Annotated in this window: 14 protein-coding genes; 8 read left to right on the top strand and 6 right to left on the bottom strand. The window is 56.6% G+C overall.

All coding sequences use genetic code 11. The features are described 5' to 3' along the window. Positions 1-9: 9 nt before the first annotated feature. The 5 genes from xdhB to IV433_RS16460 all read right to left on the bottom strand — a co-directional run bounded on the left by xdhB (position 10) and on the right by IV433_RS16460 (position 7100). The gene (xdhB, locus tag IV433_RS16480; protein ID WP_195815139.1) at positions 10-2412 is read right to left on the bottom strand and encodes a xanthine dehydrogenase molybdopterin binding subunit; all 2403 of its coding nucleotides are present in this window, start codon (positions 2410-2412) and stop codon (positions 10-12) included. Next, positions 2405-3823 carry a xanthine dehydrogenase small subunit gene (gene xdhA, locus IV433_RS16475; RefSeq protein WP_195815140.1) on the bottom strand — a complete coding sequence of 473 codons (1419 nt, stop codon included), beginning with the start codon at positions 3821-3823 and terminating at the stop codon, positions 2405-2407. Before xdhA ends, xdhB begins: the two co-directional genes overlap by 8 nt. Further along, positions 3820-4458 (bottom strand): TetR family transcriptional regulator C-terminal domain-containing protein, encoded by a 639-nt coding sequence (locus tag IV433_RS16470; RefSeq protein ID WP_195815141.1) that lies wholly within the window; start codon positions 4456-4458, stop codon positions 3820-3822. The genes xdhA and IV433_RS16470 overlap by 4 nt, the downstream gene beginning before the upstream one ends. After that, on the bottom strand, positions 4455-5807 hold the full coding sequence (guaD, locus tag IV433_RS16465; RefSeq protein ID WP_195815142.1) for a guanine deaminase: 1353 nt from the start codon (positions 5805-5807) through the stop codon (positions 4455-4457). Before guaD ends, IV433_RS16470 begins: the two co-directional genes overlap by 4 nt. A 120-nt stretch (positions 5808-5927) precedes the next feature. Then, positions 5928-7100 (bottom strand): ROK family transcriptional regulator, encoded by a 1173-nt coding sequence (locus tag IV433_RS16460; RefSeq protein ID WP_195815203.1) that lies wholly within the window; start codon positions 7098-7100, stop codon positions 5928-5930. Positions 7101-7417: 317 nt separating this feature from the next. Here IV433_RS16460 and IV433_RS16455 point away from each other — a divergent pair, with 317 nt between their 5' ends. The 8 genes from IV433_RS16455 (at position 7418) to ydfG (ending at position 16148) form a co-directional block, all read left to right on the top strand. Beyond that, the gene (locus IV433_RS16455; protein ID WP_195815143.1) at positions 7418-8668 is read left to right on the top strand and encodes an extracellular solute-binding protein; all 1251 of its coding nucleotides are present in this window, start codon (positions 7418-7420) and stop codon (positions 8666-8668) included. A gap of 69 nt (positions 8669-8737) precedes the next feature. Beyond that, positions 8738-9640: a carbohydrate ABC transporter permease gene (locus IV433_RS16450; protein WP_195815144.1), complete on the top strand. Its 903-nt coding sequence runs from the start codon at positions 8738-8740 to the stop codon at positions 9638-9640. Continuing rightward, a complete protein-coding gene (locus tag IV433_RS16445) occupies positions 9637-10476 on the top strand; it encodes a carbohydrate ABC transporter permease (RefSeq protein WP_195815145.1) in 840 nt (279 codons plus the stop codon). The genes IV433_RS16450 and IV433_RS16445 overlap by 4 nt, the downstream gene beginning before the upstream one ends. Positions 10477-10501: 25 nt before the next feature. Further along, complete coding sequence (locus IV433_RS16440) at positions 10502-11455, top strand: carbohydrate kinase family protein (RefSeq protein WP_195815146.1); 954 nt, start codon at positions 10502-10504, stop codon at positions 11453-11455. Further along, the gene (locus tag IV433_RS16435; RefSeq protein WP_195815147.1) at positions 11456-12550 is read left to right on the top strand and encodes an ABC transporter ATP-binding protein; all 1095 of its coding nucleotides are present in this window, start codon (positions 11456-11458) and stop codon (positions 12548-12550) included. Positions 12551-12665: 115 nt separating this feature from the next. Further along, entirely contained in the window at positions 12666-14111 is a 1446-nt protein-coding gene (locus IV433_RS16430) for an MFS transporter (RefSeq protein ID WP_195815148.1), read from the top strand. Between the two features lie 47 nt (positions 14112-14158). Next, positions 14159-15223, top strand: coding sequence for an aldo/keto reductase (locus tag IV433_RS16425; protein ID WP_195815149.1), 1065 nt, complete (start codon positions 14159-14161; stop codon positions 15221-15223). Positions 15224-15398: 175 nt separating this feature from the next. Continuing rightward, positions 15399-16148, top strand: a complete 750-nt coding sequence (ydfG, locus tag IV433_RS16420; RefSeq protein WP_152326213.1) for a bifunctional NADP-dependent 3-hydroxy acid dehydrogenase/3-hydroxypropionate dehydrogenase YdfG — start codon at positions 15399-15401, stop codon at positions 16146-16148. 122 nt (positions 16149-16270) lie between these two features. Here ydfG and IV433_RS16415 read toward each other — a convergent pair whose 3' ends face one another. Next, entirely contained in the window at positions 16271-17566 is a 1296-nt protein-coding gene (locus IV433_RS16415; RefSeq protein WP_104922061.1) for an NCS2 family permease, read from the bottom strand. Between the last annotated feature and the right edge of the window lie 161 nt (positions 17567-17727).

The raw sequence follows: 17727 nt of genomic DNA, 5'->3' as shown, positions 1-17727 counted from the left end.
AATCCTCCGTTAACCGTTCGCTTTTTCGGTATTTGCGCTGACGACACTTGTGACAACGTCACCGTAAAATCTCAGCTGGTTAATGCCGTTCAGCACTCTTTCCGGCGTAGCAGGTGCATCGATATGCGGATGAACGCGGTAATCCGCGAGGCTGGAAACCGCGTCTTTAATCGCGCACCAGACAGATATTCCGTGCATAAACGGTGGTTCACCCACGGCTTTGGAATGGAAAACCGTGTCTTCCGGGTTCTTTCTGTTTTCCACCAGATGAACGCGCAAATCCTGCGGGATATCACCAATGGCCGGGATTTTGTACGCCGCCGGGCCACTGGTCATCAGCCGCCCTTTGTCATTCCATACCAGTTCTTCGGTCGTCAGCCAGCCCATGCCCTGAACAAATCCGCCTTCCACCTGGCCGGTGTCTATCGCCGGATTCAGCGAATCGCCGACGTCATGCAGAATATCGGCGCGCAGCAGTTTGTATTCGCCGGTCAGCGTATCAACCAGCACCTCGGCGCAGGCCGCACCATACGAGAAATAATAGAAAGGATGCCCGGCTGCCTTGCTGCGGTCATAGAAAATTTTCGGCGTTTTGTAATAACCGGTGCTGGAAAGCGGCACCTGATTGAGCCAGCACTGGGTGGCGACCTGCTCAAAGCTGAAATACTCGTTTTTGACCCGCACCTGACCGTTGCTGAACTCTACGTCGCTTTCTGCCGCGTCGTGAACGCGCATCAGCATTTCCACCATGCGCGCTTTAATGATTTCGGCCGCATTCTGCGCCGCTTTACCGTTAAGGTCCGCGCCGGAAGAGGCCGCTGTCGGCGAGGTATTCGGCACTTTTCCGGTGTCGGTAGCCGTAATCTGAATGCGGCTGATATCCACCTGAAAAACTTCGGCGACCACCTGCGCGACTTTGGTATTGAGCCCCTGTCCCATTTCCGTGCCGCCGTGATTGAGCTGAATGCTGCCGTCGGTGTAAACCAGCACCAGAGCCCCTGCCTGATTGAGAAAACTGGCGGTAAAGGAGATGCCGAATTTCACCGGCGTCAGCGCCAGTCCCTTTTTAATAAACGGATTGTTTAGATTAAACTGTGTGACAGCGTCACGTCTTACGGCATATTCCGCGCTTTCTTCCAGCTGGCGTGTCATCTCCTCAAGCAGATTCTGGCCGACCGGCTGGTGATAATGCGTGATGTTGCGGCTTTCCTGGCCGTAGTAATTATTTTTACGCACGGTCAGCGGATCCATCCCCAGTTCGCGGGCGATGTGATCGACAATATGCTCGATGGCCAGAATTCCCTGTGGCCCGCCAAAACCGCGGTAAGCCGTATTCGACGCCATATTGGTTTTACAACGGTAACCGGTAATTAAGGCGTCGCCGAGGTAATAGGCGTTATCGGAATGGAACATCGCCCGGTCAACAATGGAACCGGAGAGGTCCAGCGAATACCCGCAGTTGGCCGCCAGCTTCAGGTCGATACCGTGAATGATGCCGTCATCCGTAAACCCGACGTCGTAGCTGACGTGGAACGGATGTCGTTTGCCGGTGATCAGCATGTCGTCCTGCCGCGCCAGACGCATTTTCGCCGGGCGTCCGGTAAGATGTGCCGCCAGCGCGGCCAGACAGGCCGTGCCTGCCGCCTGCGTTTCCTTACCGCCAAAACCGCCGCCCATGCGCCGCATATCAACCACCACTTTGTGCATCGGTAAATCCAGCACCGAGGCCACCAGTTTCTGGACTTCGGTCGGATGCTGCGTCGAGCTGTAAACCAGCATCGCGCCGTCTTCGCCCGGCATCACCGACGCAATCTGCGTTTCCAGATAGAAATGCTCCTGCCCGCCAATCTCCAGCTCGCCCTGCAAGCGGTGCGGCGCACTGGCCAGCGCCATTCCTGCATCGCCGCGTTTATGCTGATGCGGTTCTTCCACGTAATGCTCAAGTGCCAGCGCCTGTCTGATAGTCAGCACGGCGTCGCGGGGCTGATAATCCACTTTCGCCAGCGCAACGGCGGCGCGGGCGGCTTCCGGAGAAGTCGCGGCAACCACCAGCACAATCTGCCCGACGTATTCCACCACGCCCTGCGCCATCAGCGGATCGCCGTGGGTCAGCGGCGCGATATCAGGATTACCCGGCACATCTTCCGCCGTCATTACCCGCACCACGCCCGGCACGCTGTAACAAGGCCCGGTATCGATATGCAGAATGTCGGCGTGCGCGTGCGGGCTGAGCAGCGGCACCAGATGCAGCTGGCGCGGAAACTCCAGCCGGTCATCGGTGTACACTGCTTCTCCGCTGACGTGTTTATCCGCGCTTTCGTGTTTCTGGCTTTTGCCCACGCCGCTTTGAAGTCCGGCACGGAACAACTGTTCCATCTCCAGCCGGGAAAGTGACGGTTTGGATTCAGACATAATGAGTTACCCGCATCAGCGTTTCAGGAGAGATCAGTTCGATATGGCAGCGGCGCAGCAGGTTTTTGGCGACCTGCATGCGGTATTCGCGGCTGGCGCGGAAATCAGTGATCGGCGTGAAATCCTTCTCCAGCGCCTGACATGCGCGCTCAAGGGTGGCGGTTTGCCACGGTTGCCCGAGCAGTTGCGCTTCACACTGGGTGGCGCGTTTCGCCACTTCAGCCATGCCGCCGAACGCGATGCGTGCATGCACCACCACGCCGTCCCGGACTTCAATCTGCAACGCGGCGCACACCGCCGAAATGTCGTCCTCAAGCCGTTTCGACACTTTATAAACCCGCAACTGCCGCGCCTCGGACGTCACGCGCGGGATGCGGATCTGCTCGATAAATTCACCCGGCTGCAAGGCCGTTTTGCGATAGCCGAGGAAGAATTCGTCCAGCGGTAATTCGCGTTGTGCCGCGCCGCAGCGCAACAGTAATGACGCCCCCAGCGCCAGCAGAACCGGGCCGCCGTCGCCAATCGGTGAGCCGTTGGCGATATTGCCGCCAAATGTGCCCTGATTACGGATTTGCTGCGAAGCAAAACGCTCAAGCAGCTCACCAAACGCCGGAAATTCACGGTGCAGAACCGGCATACAGGCGCTCAGCGTCGCCGCCGCGCCAATATGAATTGCCTGACCGGTCAGCGTAAACTCTTTCAGTTCTTCCACATGGCTGAGCGAAATCAGTTTCGGGATACGCTGATAACGTTGCGTCACGTCCAGCGCCAGATCGGTGCCACCGGCCACCAGGCGGGAATCCGGCTCCGCCAGATACCGTTGCGCCAGCTGCTCAATCGTGACCGGTTGCTGCGTCGCGGAAATCGCCCGCAGTTTTTCGAGCGAATGCAGAGTATTGGCGTCAAAGTGATCGGCCTGCGGGGCTTCGCAAACCGCCTGCGCCGCCGCCATAATCGTCCGGTAACCGGTGCAGCGGCAGAGATTGCCGGAAAACGCCTGCAGGGCTTTTTCGCGGTTAAACGGCTCGCGGTCAGACGTCAGTGTTTGCTTTTCCAGCGCAAACAGCGACATCACAAAACCCGGCGTGCAGAACCCGCACTGCGAAGCATGGTTATCCGCCATCGCCCGCTGAACAGGGTGCAGCTCGCCCTCATGTTTCAGATCTTCAACGGTGATCATCTGTTTGCCGTGTATCGCAGGCATAAATGTCAGGCAGGCGTTGACCGTGGTGTATTTCAGCCCGTCACCCTCTTTTTCGGCCAGCACGACGGTGCAGGCGCCGCAGTCACCGGAGGCGCAGCCTTCTTTGGTTCCGCAACGCCCGGCATCGCGGCGCAGATACTGGAGAACCGTGGTATCGTCCGGCAAATTTTCCGTCTGGATCCTGCCGTTCATCAGAAACTGGATCATGCGTTATCCCCCTTCCGGCACCCGTTCAAAATCAGCGTGGTGACTTCGCCGATGATGTGTTCCCGCGCGATGTCATCGCCGTCAAAATTGCCGTACATGTGTTTCACCTGCACGGCGAAATCGGCGTAATACTGCGTCAGCGCCCAGATGTGCATGATGAACAGACGCGCATCCAGCGGGCGGATTTTGCCCTCAACAATCCACTGATGGATCAGGTTTTCTTTTCCGACGATGTTCTGCGTCGCCTGCGGCCAGTATTTTTGCAAATAATGTCCGCCACTCAGCACTTCGCTGGTGAAAATGCGTGACAGTTCCGGCTGGTCGAACGAAAAACTCAGCTTGTTGCGGATGTAGCGGCTCAGCACGGCTTCCGGCTCACTGAGTGTCGGGTCGAACTGAATAATGTCGCCCCAGACTTTCAGCACTTTCTGCAAGAGCTCCTCGTACAGCTCTTCTTTTCCGGCAATGTAGTAATACAGTTGGGCTTTTTTAATGCCCGCGCGCTGTGCAATCGCCTGCGTGGTGGCGCCCTGAAAACCTTTTTCGCTGAACTCCGCAATCGCTGCCGCATGGATATTTTCCAGCGTGCGCTCGCGGGCTACGCGGACTTTACTGCCGGTATCGCTGTTCATCATGCGCAAAAATCTCCTGACATTTCGTCCCGTGCATAGGCCAGTTCGCCGTCGATGTACGTGCAGTAAACGTTGCGGTCGTCGCCGAGGGTCATCAGCACAAACAGTTTCTCCGCCAGCGTTTTGCTATTGGTCGCACGCAGTTTTTGCAGCGCGCTGACGCCCGGTTCGAGCACCACGAAATCGGCTTCTTTTCCGGCGTCGAAATTGCCGATTTTGTCATCAAGATGCAGCGCCCGCGCGCCGCCCAGCGTGGCGTGATAGAAGGCTTCGAATGCTGACAGCCGGTAACGTTGCAGCTGGCCGACTTTGTAAGCTTCAAGCAACGTTTGCAGCATGTTGAAAGTGGTGCCTGCGCCAACGTCGGTGCCCATCCCCACGCGGATCTGCTTCTGCCAGGTTTTTTGCAGGTTGAACAAACCGCTGCCGAGAAACAGGTTGGACGTCGGGCAAAACGCAATCGTCGAATCCGTTTCGCTCAGACACTCCCATTCGCTGTCATCAAGATGCAGGCAGTGCGCGAAAACGCAGCGCTCGCCGGTCAGACCATGCTGATGATAAACGTCGAGATAATGCTGATGTTCCGGGTGCATTTCTTTTACCCAGGAGAGTTCCGCCACGTTTTCGCTGAGATGGGTGTGCATATACACGTCCGGGAATTCCTGCTTCAGCAGACGGACTTTTTGCAGCAGTTCGGGCGAGGACGTCGGCGCAAAACGCGGCGTCAGCGCGTAGCTCAGGCGCTGACGGTTATGCCAGCGCGTAATAAGGGCGCGCGTATCGGCTTCACTTTGTTCCGGGGTTTCCAGCAGTGCGTCGGGAGCGTTTTTGTCCATCATCACTTTGCCCGCCACCAGCCGCATGTTGATGTCAGACGCTTCTTTGAACAGCGCATCGACCGACTGCGGATGCACGGTGCCAAACACCAGCGCCGTGGTGGTACCGTTGAGTAAAAGCTGGTTGATGAAGAATTTCGACATGCGCCTGGCGTAATCCGCGCAGTGATATTGCTGTTCCGTCGGGAAGGTATAGCGCGTCAGCCATTCGAGCAGTTGCTCGCCGTACGCGCCGATCATTTCGGTTTGCGGGTAGTGAATATGGGTATCGACAAAACCGGGAACGATCAGTTTGTCGCGGTAATCATCAATTTCCAGCCCGGCGGTTTTTCGCACGCTGGCGAGCTTTGCTTCGCCCTCCAGCCATTCCCCGAGCCAGACAATATGCCCGCCGCTCAGCAGCATCAGGCCGTCTTCGATATAACGCACGCTGGCTTCAAGTTCTTCCGGCCCGGTGACCGGCTGGCGGATATCAAAGAAGTTTCCGCGTACCGCGCGGGTGATAACCTGACTCATGGCATAGTCCTTCTGTGCAACATTCTTATTGATGATTAATAACAGAACGTTTGCAAAGCTTATGCCAAATCTGACCAACCGGTCAGACCGTCTGGTTCTTTTTCTGCGCGCCAGCCAGAACTACTTCAGCAGCACCTCATATTGCGGATTGAATTCATCAAAGATCGGCAACGCCGCCGCGCCCAGCGCCGGGGTGTCACTACCGGACATGCCTAGGCGAATTCTCGCCGTCTGCGCATAGCGGCTTCGTACCGAACTGTACAGCGGCGTCAGGCGCCGGATCAGCTTCTCCACCAGCGGTTTCGGCATCGTGCCGCCGATGATTACGCTCTGCGCATCAAACACGCATTCCATAATATTGATGGCCTGAAGCGCCGGTTCGACCGCGGTATCCAGCCATTTATCGAACAAGGCCTCATCCACGTTCAGCAAATCTTCCGGCATGGCGGACATCGGATCCAGCCCGCAGGCTTCGTACGCGGCCTGCAAAGAAACGTAGCGTTCGAGGCATCCTTTGTTGCCGCAGTAACATTCGCGGCCGCCCGGTTGCACCACAATGTGGCCGACCTCGCCCGCATTATGTGCATGACCGGTGTAAATCCGCCCGTCGGTAAATATCCCCGCGCCGAGGCCGGTGCCGATATAGAGATACACAAACGAGGAAAGTTGCTTGGCAATGCCGTGAAAACGCTCGCCGATGGCCGCCACCGTTGCATCGTTTTCAAGCGTGACCGGCCAGCCGGTAGAGGCACTTAACCGCGCTTCAATATCCACATTATCCCAGCCGTGCAGCGTGGTCGGCCCCTGCGAAGAAATGCCCTCAACGCCAAATGGCCCCGGCATCACCACACCGACGCCCAGCATTTTGCGCCAGTCGATTTTCACCTGTTGGCGCATTTCTTGCAGTATCTGATCAATCAGGGCCAGCGTGGGCTCAGGCTGAGGTTTCTGAATGTGGATCTGGTGGCGAAAACGCACCGAGCCCGTGAGATCCACCAGCACAATCAGCAGCGACTGATGATCAAGATGGATGCCGATGGAATAGGCGCTGTCAGGATTGAGTGTCAGTGGCGTTGCCGGTTGACCACGTCCGCCCGCACGACGCGGCAGATGGGAAGAGAGTATGCCCGCCTGTTCGAGTTCGGTCGCAATATTGGAAACCGTCTGCGGCGTGAGCGACGTCAGCCGGGCAATTTCCGCGCGGGTCAGCTCACCGTTGAGGCGAATGGCTTCGATGACGACCCGGCGATTATGCGCGCGGGCATGTTCAAGATTGGTACCAGAAGTTGTTATCACGGCCTTGTACCCAGAGGGGAAACCTGTGGGCAGTATGCGGAGAGTGATTACAGCAATCAAATTGATTTTATAAATATCAGAATATGAATATGACGATGCCATCACAGCTTTCAATGTTATTGGTATGTTAATAATAATCGTCAGTCACTATTCAGTTTGCACCGTTTATAGAATTCGTTTTAAGCCTCAGGTAGCAAGTATCAATCCGGCAGGGACGCAGGGGTTGCCGCCATCAACGGCTATCCCACTTTTTTTTAGCCGATTAAAGCAATCAAATTGATTTAATAAACTTAACCCTGTTTCGGAGAATGACGATGAGCCTACGACTTACCCCTGCGGCCACCCTGTGCGCCCTCTCTGCCCTCACTCTGGGATATTCCGCCAGCGCGCTGGCTGAAACCACGCTCAGTGCCTTGTTTATGACTCAGGCGGCGTACAGCGAAGCCGATATCCGCGCCATGACCGCGGACTTCACCAAACAACATCCTGACATCAAAGTGAATCTGGAATTTGTGCCGTACGAAGCGCTGCACGACAAAATTGTGGCCGCCCGCGGTGCCGGTGACAAAGGTTATGACGTGGTGCTGTTTGATGCGATCTGGCCAGCCGAATTCAACAAATACGGCCTGTTGCAGGATGTCACGGCGCGTATCCCTGCCGACGAAAGCAGCAAGATTTTCGACGGCGCGATTTCTACCGTGACCTACAAGGACAAACGCTGGGGCATGCCGTGGATCCTCGACACCAAATATCTGTATTACAACAAAGCCATGCTGGCAAAAGCCGGGATCACCACCCCGCCTGCGACCTGGGCTGACGTGGAGAAACAGTCTGAGATCCTGAAAGAAAAAGGCATCGTGAAATTCCCGCTGGTCTGGAGCTGGTCACAGTCCGAAGCCTTGCTGTGCGACTACACCACGCTGGTTTCGGCGTTCAAAGGCGATTTCTACAAAGACGGCAAGCTGAACTTCACTAATACCGGCGCGATGAAAGCCATCAACTACATGAAAGAGACACTGGATAAAGGGCTGACCAACCCGAACTCCCGCGAATATCTGGAAGAAGATGTGCGTAAGTCTTTCTCCAACGGTGACGCGGCCTTCGCGCTGAACTGGACCTACATGTACAACATGGCCAACGACCCGAAACAGAGCAAAGTCGCGGGTGACGTCGGTGTGATCCCGGCACCGGGCGAAACCGCAGGTGAGGCGTCCGGCGTGAACGGTTCGATGGGTCTGGGCATCGCCAAAGCCAGTGCGCATCCGGATCAGGCGTGGGAATACATCAGCTACATGACCTCCCAGCCGGTACAGGACAAATACGCCAAACTGAGCCTGCCAATCTGGAAATCCTCCTATGACGACCCGGCGGTGCAGAAAGATCAGGAAGCCCTGATTGCGGCGGCTAAAGTCTCGCTGAACGTGATGCTCTCGCGCCCGGTAACGGCGGATTACTCACGCTTGTCGAACATTTTGCAGCAAAACATTCAGGCGGTATTGCAGGGTAAAACCCCGGCGAAAGACGGTATGGAAGCCGCAACCACAGCCGCTGACCGTTTACGTTAAGTCTTTTTATAGCCAACACAACGCCCCGGATACTGCGGTATGCGGGGCAAACCAACACCACGGAAAACTATGCTGACTTTACCGCAACGAGAACGTCGACAAGCCTGGTTGCTCCTTGCGCCCATGTTGTTAATGATGTTTCTGCTGACCGCCTGGCCGCTGGCCCGCACGCTGTGGCTCAGTTTCACCGACGCTGGCCTGATTGGCGACGGTTCTGCGCCCAGCTGGGTCGGCAGCGACAATTTTATTTATGCCCTGACCGATCCGGATTTTCGCGCGGCGCTGTGGCGGACACTCTATTTCACCGTAGTTTCGGTGATTTTCGAAGGCATTATCGGCGTGCTTGTGGCGCTGCTGCTGAACCAGAAATTTTGGGGGCGCAGCGCGTTACGCGTACTGGTGATCTTACCCTGGGCGCTGCCGACGATTGTTAACGCCACAATGTGGCGGCTGAACTTCAATCCGGACTACGGCAGCATCAACGCCCTGCTTTCCCAGCTGGGCCTTATCGACACCTACCGCAGCTGGCTCGGCGACCCGTCGTCGGCCATTAACGCCGTGATGTTTGCCGATATCTGGAAGAACTATCCGCTGATCACCCTGCTGGTGCTGGCGGCGCTGCAAACCATTCCTGAGGATCTGTTTGAAGCGGCGCGGCTCGACGGCGCGTCGGCATTCCTGCGTTTTCGTAAAATCACCTTACCGGCGATTGCGGCTCCGCTGGCAGTGGCGCTGATTTTGCGCACCATCGACGCGTTTAAAGTCTTCGACATCATTTACGTGATGACCCGCGGCGGCCCGCTCGACAGCACCAAAACCGTCAGCTTCTTCGTTTATCAGGAATCCTTCAGCTATCTGCGGGCGGGCAGCGGTGCCGCTTACGCCATCCTCATGACGCTGATTTGCGCCCTGTTAATTCTGGTTTATATGGTCATGCTGCTGCGCCAGCGCCGTTCGGGGAACGCAGAATGAAACAGAAAATCCGACTCGTTTTACGTTATCTCGCCGCGCTGGTTCTGGCCATCTCCATTCTCGCGCCGCTGTTGTGGATGTTCCTGATGAGCGTCAGTTCGGCGGAAGACCTGACCCGTATTCCGCTGGAATGGCTGCCGCGACACTGGGATTTCAGCCGCTACGCCAGCCTGCTGACGCTTCAGGCCGGGCAACCGGGTGCGCTGTTCCTGCATGCACTCGGCAACAGTTTGCTGGTGGCCTGCGGGGCGACGATTATTTCTCTGCTGCTGGCGATCCCCGCGGCGTACAGCTTCTCACGCTATCCGGGCCGCGACGGCTGGCTGTTTGGCAGTCTGGCTATTTATATGGTGCCGCCGGTGGCATTCGTTCTGCCGCTGTATTTCATCCTGGAAAAACTGACCCTGCTCAACACCCATCTCGGGCTGATTCTGGTGTATTGCTCGATGATTTTGCCGTTCCTGACCTGGATGCTGAAAAACCAGTTCGATGCGTTACCGGTGGATATCGAACAGGCATCGCGCCTCGACGGTTTGCGTTACTGGCAGGTGTTGTTGCGCATCACCCTGCCGCTGGCGAAACCGGCGCTCGGCGCTTCTGCGATGTTCGGCTGGCTACTGGCCTGGGATGAATTTTTCTACGCCCTGCTGTTTACCAACAATATCGATGCCCAGACGCTGCCGGTGACTATCGCCGGATTCACCGCCGGGCGCGCCACCGATGACGGACTGATTGCCGCCGTCGGCATTCTTGCGGCCATTCCGCCGCTCTTTATTGCGCTTTGGCTGCAAAAAACATTGGTCAGCGGATTAACCGCCGGCGGCAGCAAAGGCTGAATATGAACATCAGGGAATCTCATCAATGATTACAAGACCTGACACCCGCGCCACGCTGTATGTGGTGGGCAATATTAACGTGGATTTGATCATGAGCACGCTCCACGCGTGGCCTAAAAAAGGCACCGAAGCGATGCTCGAAAGCAGCTCTCTGCGCCCCGGCGGCTCAGCCGGAAACTGTGCGCTGGCGCTGTCGGCGCTGGACGTTCCGCACCGGCTGGTGGCCAATCAGGGTAACGACCAGTTCACCGGTTGGCTGGCGGGTTTGTTCCCGGAAAGCGCGCCGCACTGGCCGACCTGCGACTGCGAAACGTCGCTGACGTTTGGCGTCACGCATCCCGACCACGAACGGACGTTTTTCAGCAATCAGGGGCATATTGTCCGCCTTTCCATGCAGGACGTTCTGGCTCAGTTACCCGAAAACGCACAACCCGGCGACTGGGTTTTACTGTGCGGCACCTGGTTGTGTACGGCGCTGTATGCGGATTATCCGCAACTGCTTTCCGCACTCAGAACCCGCGGTTATCGCGTCGCCATCGACAGCGGCTGGCCGCCGGAAGACTGGAGCGACACGTTGCGCACCCAGGCTGCGCAATGGCTGCCGTTTTGCGATGCACTGCTGCTCAATGAAGTCGAAACGCTCGGGCTGGCCGATGCTCAGACGCTGGACGCTGCCGCGCAAAAACTGCTGGCGCAGATGGCTGAGAATGCTTTTTGTGTTGCGAAATGCGGCCCGGACGGCGCGCGTCTGTGGAGCACAGATCAGGCGTTGCATCAGCACGCCGGGCCGGTTGAGGTGGTCGATACGATCGGCGCCGGAGACAGTTTTAACGCCGGATTTTTATCCGCGCTGATTTATGGCCTGCCGCCTGCCACGGCGTTGCAATGGGGTGTCCGCGTCGCCGGTTGTGCGATCAGCAGTTCCCCGCGCCGTTATCCTGACTGGCAATCGCTTTTTGGCCTTGTGGAGAAACTCTGAATGGCTCTGGTAGAACTGGTAAAAGTCGCCAAACATTATGGCAAAGTACAGGTGCTCAAACCGCTGGATCTGACCATTCCCGATGGCAGTTTTACCGTGCTGGTCGGGCCGTCCGGCTGCGGTAAATCCACCCTGCTGCGCCTGCTGGCAGGGCTGGAATCCTTATCCGACGGCGACATCCTGCTCGATAAACAGCAAATCAATAATTTTGACCCGGCGGATCGTGATATCGCCATGGTGTTCCAGAGTTACGCGCTGTATCCGCACCTGACCGTGGCCGAAAACATGGCGTTCCACATGCAGGTGAAAAAGGTGCCGAAAGCCGAACAGCAGGCCAAAGTGCAACAGGCCGCAAAAGTGTTAGGCATTGATCATCTGCTGAAACGCCTGCCGAAAGATTTGTCCGGCGGGCAGCGCCAGCGCGTCGCGATGGGCCGCGCACTTGTGCGAAATCCGAAAGTTTTCCTGTTCGACGAACCGCTGTCTAACCTTGACGCGCAGCTGCGCATGGAGCTGCGGGCGGAAATCAAATCCCTGCACCAGCAGTTCCGCACCACCACGGTTTACGTCACGCACGATCAGATTGAGGCCATGACGCTGGCGGATAACATTGTGGTGATGAAAGACGGTTTTATCGTGCAGCAAGGCGATCCGCTGTCGATTTACGACAAACCGGTGAACACTTTTGTGGCGCGCTTTATCGGTTCACCGCCGATGAATTTACTCAGCGGCGTGTTCCAGAGCATCGGTGGCAAACCGGGCGTGACCTGCAATCAGCTGTGGTTTGCCCTGCCGGAGAAATGGGCGTTACAGGCGCGGCATTCCGAAGGTGAACCGGTCACGCTCGGCCTGCGCCCGCATGACCTCAGGCCCGTTCAGCACAGCGCGCAACCCGCTGCCACACTGCGTCTGCTGGAAGTCACCGGCGAAAGCAGCCTGCTGCACATCGACTGGAGCGGCTTCCCGCTGCACGTCCAGTTCGCTGGCCGCGCCCGCGTCAGCACCGACCAACCGCTGTACCTCGAAGCCAACAGCGACGCCATTCATCTGTTCGATGCGCAGACCGGGGAACGACTGGCAGAAACAGAACTCTGAATTAATGTGCAAAATCTCCCCTTTCACTGGGGGAGAACCTCAATCTCGCCGTTGACGCCTTGCCCCGATGCGCTATGCTCAGACTTTGCTTATTTCATTAGCGCGCTTACCTTCTATGAGCTTCTTCTCAAACAAAAAATTCCCGCTGCCGCCGGGTTCCGCTTTGCCGTTGCTGGTGGCGGGCGCGTTCTTTATGGAAAATCTGGATGCCACGGTGATTGTCACCGCGCTGCCGCAGATGGCGAAAGATTTCGGCGTGCATCCGGTCGATATGAATATCGGCGTATCGGCGTACATTCTGACGCTGACGGTGTTTATTCCGGCCAGCGGCTGGATCGCTAACCGATTTGGCACGCGTAACGTCTTTTCGCTGGCGCTGATCCTGTTCACCCTCGCGTCACTGTTATGTTCCGCCAGCGACAGTCTCGGCACGTTTACCGCCGCCCGCATGTTGCAGGGGTTTGCCGGCGCGCTGATGGTGCCGGTCGGGCGGCTGGTGGTATTGAAGAATACGCAAAAATCAGATCTGATCCGCGCAATCGCGACGATTACCTGGCCAGGGCTGGTAGCGCCGATCCTCGGTCCGCCGCTGGGTGGATTCATTACGACGTATGCTTCCTGGCACTGGATATTTCTGCTCAATCTGCCGCTCGGGATTATCGCACTGATGTTCAGCCGTAAGCTGATCCCGCAGGTTGAGGGGCAGAAAGGCGTGCCGTTTGATATCACCGGTTTTGTGCTGACCGGCGCGGCGTGTCTGGGGTTAATCTTCGGGCTGGATATGTTTAATCAGGGCTCCATTAACTGGAAACCGGTGACGATGGTGGGCGGCGCGGTGATCGTCGGGGCGCTGGCCGTCTGGCATTCCGGGCGGGCAGCGTATCCGTTGCTGCCGCTGACGGCGCTGAAAATTAAAAGTTACGCCGTCACGATTTACGGCGGTTCATTGTTTCGCGTGGCTATCGGCGCCCTGCCGTTTTTGCTGCCGCTGATGTTCCAGCTGGGTTACGGCATGAACGCGTTTGGTGCCGGGCTGCTGGTGCTTGCCGTGTTCGCCGGTAATCTGGGGATGAAGCCGTTTACCTCGACGATTTTGCACCGCTTCCGCTTTAAGTCGATTATGCTGGTTAACGGCCTGCTCAATTCTGCAACGATATTTGCCTGCGCGTTGCTGACACCGGAAGTGCCGGCTGCCATCACGCTGCTGTTCCTGTTCGCCAGCGGCATGACCCGTTCGATGCAGTTCACCGCGCTCAATACACTGGCCTTTTCGCAGGTTCCGGCAGAACAAATGAGCGGCGCAAATACGTTATTTAACACCGCGCAACAGCTCTCTACCGGGCTGGGCATTGCCATCGGCGCGCTTTCCCTGCGCGTCGCGGAACATTTTTTACCGGCCAGCGCCGGGATGCAGACCGGAACGTTTCATATCGCTTTTATTATTATCGGGGTGTTTTCTCTGGCAGGAACACTCGACAGTCTGACGCTCGACCCTACCGCGGGCGATGAAATACGCCGCAAAAAAGAATCTGTACCGCAACCGGCTTCGTCACAAAAATAATGACGTTGCTAAACTGAAATTAAGTATCCGATAAATGGAGAAAACCCATGGAATACCGTCTGTTAGGCCATTCCGGCCTGAAAGTTTCAGTTCTCAGCCTGGGCACCATGACGTTTGGTGGTCAGGGAAAATTCGCTAAAACCGGCCAGACCGACGTCAGTGCCGCACAGCGCCAGATCGGCCTGTGTCTGGACGCTGGCATTAACTTATTTGATACCGCCGACGTTTATTCAGGCGGTGAATCGGAAGTGATTCTGGGCAAGGCGCTGGGCACTCAGCGTCATGACGTGCTGGTTGCCAGCAAAGCCCGCTTCCCGATGGGCGATGGCCCGAACAATCGCGGTTCATCACGCCACCATATTCTGCGCGCCTGCGAAGCCAGCCTGAAGCGCCTGAATACGGACTATCTGGATTTGTATCAGTTGCATGAATGGGACGGTCAGACGCCGTTGGAAGAAACGCTGCGCGCGCTCGACGACCTGGTCAGCAGCGGCAAAGTGCGTTATGTCGGTGTCTCCAACTTTTCCGCCTGGCATGTGATGAAAACGCTCGGTGTGGCGGCAGCAAATCACTATATCCGCCCGGTCAGTCAGCAAATCCATTACACGCTTCAGGCGCGTGAAGCCGAATACGAACTCCTGCCGGTGGCGCAGGATCAGGGGCTGGGCATTCTGGTCTGGAGCCCGCTGGCCGGTGGCCTGCTTTCCGGTAAATACCGCCGTAATCAGGCCGCGCCCGAAGGGACTCGCCATCTGGCGGACTGGGGCGAGCCGCCTGTGCGTGACGAAAATGCGCTGTATGACGTGGTGGATGTTCTGGTGGATATCGCCGGGCAACGCGGTGTTTCTGCGGCGCAAATCGCGCTGGCGTGGCTGATTGCACGCCCGCAGGTGACGTCCGTGATTGTCGGCGCGCGTAACGACACCCAGTTGCAGGACAACCTGCTTGCGGCAAATCTGAACCTGAATAGCGAAGAAATTGAAAGGCTTAATCAAGTCAGCCAGTTGCCGTTGCTGTATCCTTACTGGCATCAGGCTCAGACCGCGCCGGACCGGCTGTCTGCGGCAGATTTATCGCTGATTGCGCCTTATTTGAAAAAAACATCGTCATAAAAGGTCATCGCAATAAAATGATACCAAGTCAGACCGGCATCCGCTGCCGGTCTGGTTATTTTTGTGTTAATACTTATAGCGTTTCTTTTTCTGCACGCCGTGCGCGAGCAAAACCGTTCATTTTTGATTCGATTTTTATTTCATTCTATTTATTTAAATACTAAGGATTACCGGGATGATTATTTTTGTGACCGGCGCGACCGCCGGATTTGGTGCTGAAATCGCGCGCCGCTTTGTCAAAGAAGGCCATAAAGTGATTGCCTCCGGCCGCCGTAAAGAGCGTCTGGACGACCTGAAAGCGGAGCTGGGTGACGCGCTGTATACCGTTGAGCTGGATGTGACCAACCGTGCTTCCATCAAAGATGCCATCGACAGCCTGCCTGCCGAATGGAGCAACATCGATGTGCTGGTCAATAACGCCGGTCTGGCGCTCGGTCTGGAAAAAGCCGACAAAGCGTCGCTGGAAGACTGGGACAAAATGATCGACACCAACACCAAAGGTCTGGTGTACATGACCCGCGCTGTCCTGCCGGGCATGGTTGAACGCAACACCGGCCATGTGATTAACATCGGTTCAACGGCGGGCAACTGGCCGTATGCCGGTGGCAACGTGTATGGCGCGACCAAAGCCTTCGTCCGTCAGTTCAGCCTGAACCTGCGCACCGACCTGCACGGCACTCACGTTCGCGTAACCAATATCGAGCCGGGTCTTTGCGGCGGAACGGAGTTCTCCAACATTCGCTTTAAAGGCGATGATGAGAAAGCCAGCAAAACCTACGACAAGACCAACCCGCTGACGGCAACAGACGTCGCCGAATCCGTGTTCTGGGTTTCCACATTGCCTGAGCACGTGAACATCAACAGCATTGAGATGATGCCTGTCAGCCAGTCTCTGGCCGGTTTGCAGGTTCACCGCGAAGACTGATCAGACATTGTGATGACCATGAAAAGCAGCTGCGGCTGCTTTTTTTATTGGGTTTTCACCCGATTTTGAGCACAAAAAAGGCGCGGTAGTCAAACCCGCGCCTTTCACGACCCGCAGAGCGGTTACGCGCTCAGCCAGCCCAGTTTGATCACGAACAGAATCGACAGAACGATCAGCGCGGAATTCAGTTCACGCCAGCGGCCGGTCAGCAGTTTTGCCAGCGTCCAGGTAATGAAACCAAACGCGATACCGTTAGCGATGGAATACGTGAACGGCATGGTCAGCGCAGTCACGGTGACCGGTGCGGCAACGGTGATATCTTTCCAGTCAATTTCAGCCAGACCTGAGGTCATCAGAACCGCGATGAACAGCAGAGCCGGCGCGGTGGCGAATGCCGGAACGCTGCCAGCCAGCGGTGCGAAGAACAGGCTCAGCAGGAACAGGATCGCAACCACGATCGCCGTCAGACCGGTACGGCCCCCGGCGCTCACGCCCGCAGCAGATTCGATATAACTGGTGGTGGTTGATGTCCCTAGGAGTGAACCGAACAGCGCAGCCGCACTGTCCGCGACCAGCGCACGCCCCATTTTCGGGATGTTGCCATCTTCGTCCGCCAGACCTGCGCGTTTGGTTACGCCGATCAGGGTACCGGAGTTATCGAAGACGTCTACGAACAGGAATGCGAACACGACGCTGATCAGCGAAACGTTGAATGCGCCTTTGATGTCCAGCTGCATAAAGGTTGGTGCGATGGAAGGTGGCATAGACATCACGCCGCCAAACGGTGAGTAGCCCAGCGCAATCGCCAGAACCGTCACAGCCAGCACGCCAATCAGCACAGCACCGGTCACTTTACGCGCTTCCAGAACCACAATCAGAATGAAACCGAGCATCGCAAACAGCGGACCCGGTTTGGTCAGGTCGCCCAGACCGACCAACGTGGCCGGGTTTGCAATCACAATACCGGCGTTTTCCAGCGCAATCAGCGCCAGGAATAACCCGATACCGGCCGCAATCGCCGAACGCAGCGGCAGTGGAATACTGCGGATAATCCATTCACGAATTTTGAAAATCGACAACGCGAAGAAGATACACGCGGAAAGGAAAACAGCACCCAACGCGATCTGCCAGGTGTAACCCATGTGCAGCACGACGGTGTAGGTGAAGAAGGCGTTTAAACCCATGCCCGGCGCCAGTGCAATCGGGTAGTTGGCGATAAAGCCCATCAGTGCGGAACCGATTGCGGCAGCAAGACAAGTTGCCACGAAAACCGAGCCTTTATCCATCCCCGTCGCGCCCAAAATGGACGGGTTAACGAACAGAATATAGGCCATTGCTAAAAATGTAGTCAGTCCTGCCACAATCTCAGTCCGCACGTTAGTACGGTGAGCTTTTAACTTGAATAGTTTTTCTAACATGAGAAGGAATCTCTTGGTCGCGTGATCACTTCAACCGGGTGATCAAAAGCGCACGCTTGTTATTAGTGTTGTTTTTCAAAACACGCACGCGCGCCAGCAGTACGAATGCCACAATTCGCACCCCTTCTGTCCAAAGAAAAGCGGCTCACGTGCTCAACGTG

Origin of the sequence: Rahnella laticis (assembly GCF_015644585.1) — a bacterium.
In the GTDB taxonomy this organism is placed as follows: Bacteria; Pseudomonadota; Gammaproteobacteria; order Enterobacterales; family Enterobacteriaceae; genus Rahnella; species Rahnella laticis.
This window is presented reverse-complemented; position numbering and strand designations above follow the sequence as displayed.

Excerpts from the sequence above, each read along its gene's own strand:
- xdhB (WP_195815139.1), bottom strand. The coding sequence starts at position 2,412 with ATGTCTGAATCCAAACCGTCACTTTCCCGGCTGGAGATGGAACAGTTG.
- xdhA (WP_195815140.1), bottom strand. The coding sequence starts at position 3,823 with ATGATCCAGTTTCTGATGAACGGCAGGATCCAGACGGAAAATTTGCCG.
- IV433_RS16470 (WP_195815141.1), bottom strand. The coding sequence starts at position 4,458 with ATGATGAACAGCGATACCGGCAGTAAAGTCCGCGTAGCCCGCGAGCGC.
- guaD (WP_195815142.1), bottom strand. The coding sequence starts at position 5,807 with ATGAGTCAGGTTATCACCCGCGCGGTACGCGGAAACTTCTTTGATATC.
- IV433_RS16455 (WP_195815143.1), top strand. The coding sequence starts at position 7,418 with ATGAGCCTACGACTTACCCCTGCGGCCACCCTGTGCGCCCTCTCTGCC.
- IV433_RS16450 (WP_195815144.1), top strand. The coding sequence starts at position 8,738 with ATGCTGACTTTACCGCAACGAGAACGTCGACAAGCCTGGTTGCTCCTT.
- IV433_RS16445 (WP_195815145.1), top strand. The coding sequence starts at position 9,637 with ATGAAACAGAAAATCCGACTCGTTTTACGTTATCTCGCCGCGCTGGTT.
- IV433_RS16440 (WP_195815146.1), top strand. The coding sequence starts at position 10,502 with ATGATTACAAGACCTGACACCCGCGCCACGCTGTATGTGGTGGGCAAT.
- IV433_RS16435 (WP_195815147.1), top strand. The coding sequence starts at position 11,456 with ATGGCTCTGGTAGAACTGGTAAAAGTCGCCAAACATTATGGCAAAGTA.
- IV433_RS16430 (WP_195815148.1), top strand. The coding sequence starts at position 12,666 with ATGAGCTTCTTCTCAAACAAAAAATTCCCGCTGCCGCCGGGTTCCGCT.
- IV433_RS16425 (WP_195815149.1), top strand. The coding sequence starts at position 14,159 with ATGGAATACCGTCTGTTAGGCCATTCCGGCCTGAAAGTTTCAGTTCTC.
- ydfG (WP_152326213.1), top strand. The coding sequence starts at position 15,399 with ATGATTATTTTTGTGACCGGCGCGACCGCCGGATTTGGTGCTGAAATC.
- IV433_RS16415 (WP_104922061.1), bottom strand. The coding sequence starts at position 17,566 with ATGTTAGAAAAACTATTCAAGTTAAAAGCTCACCGTACTAACGTGCGG.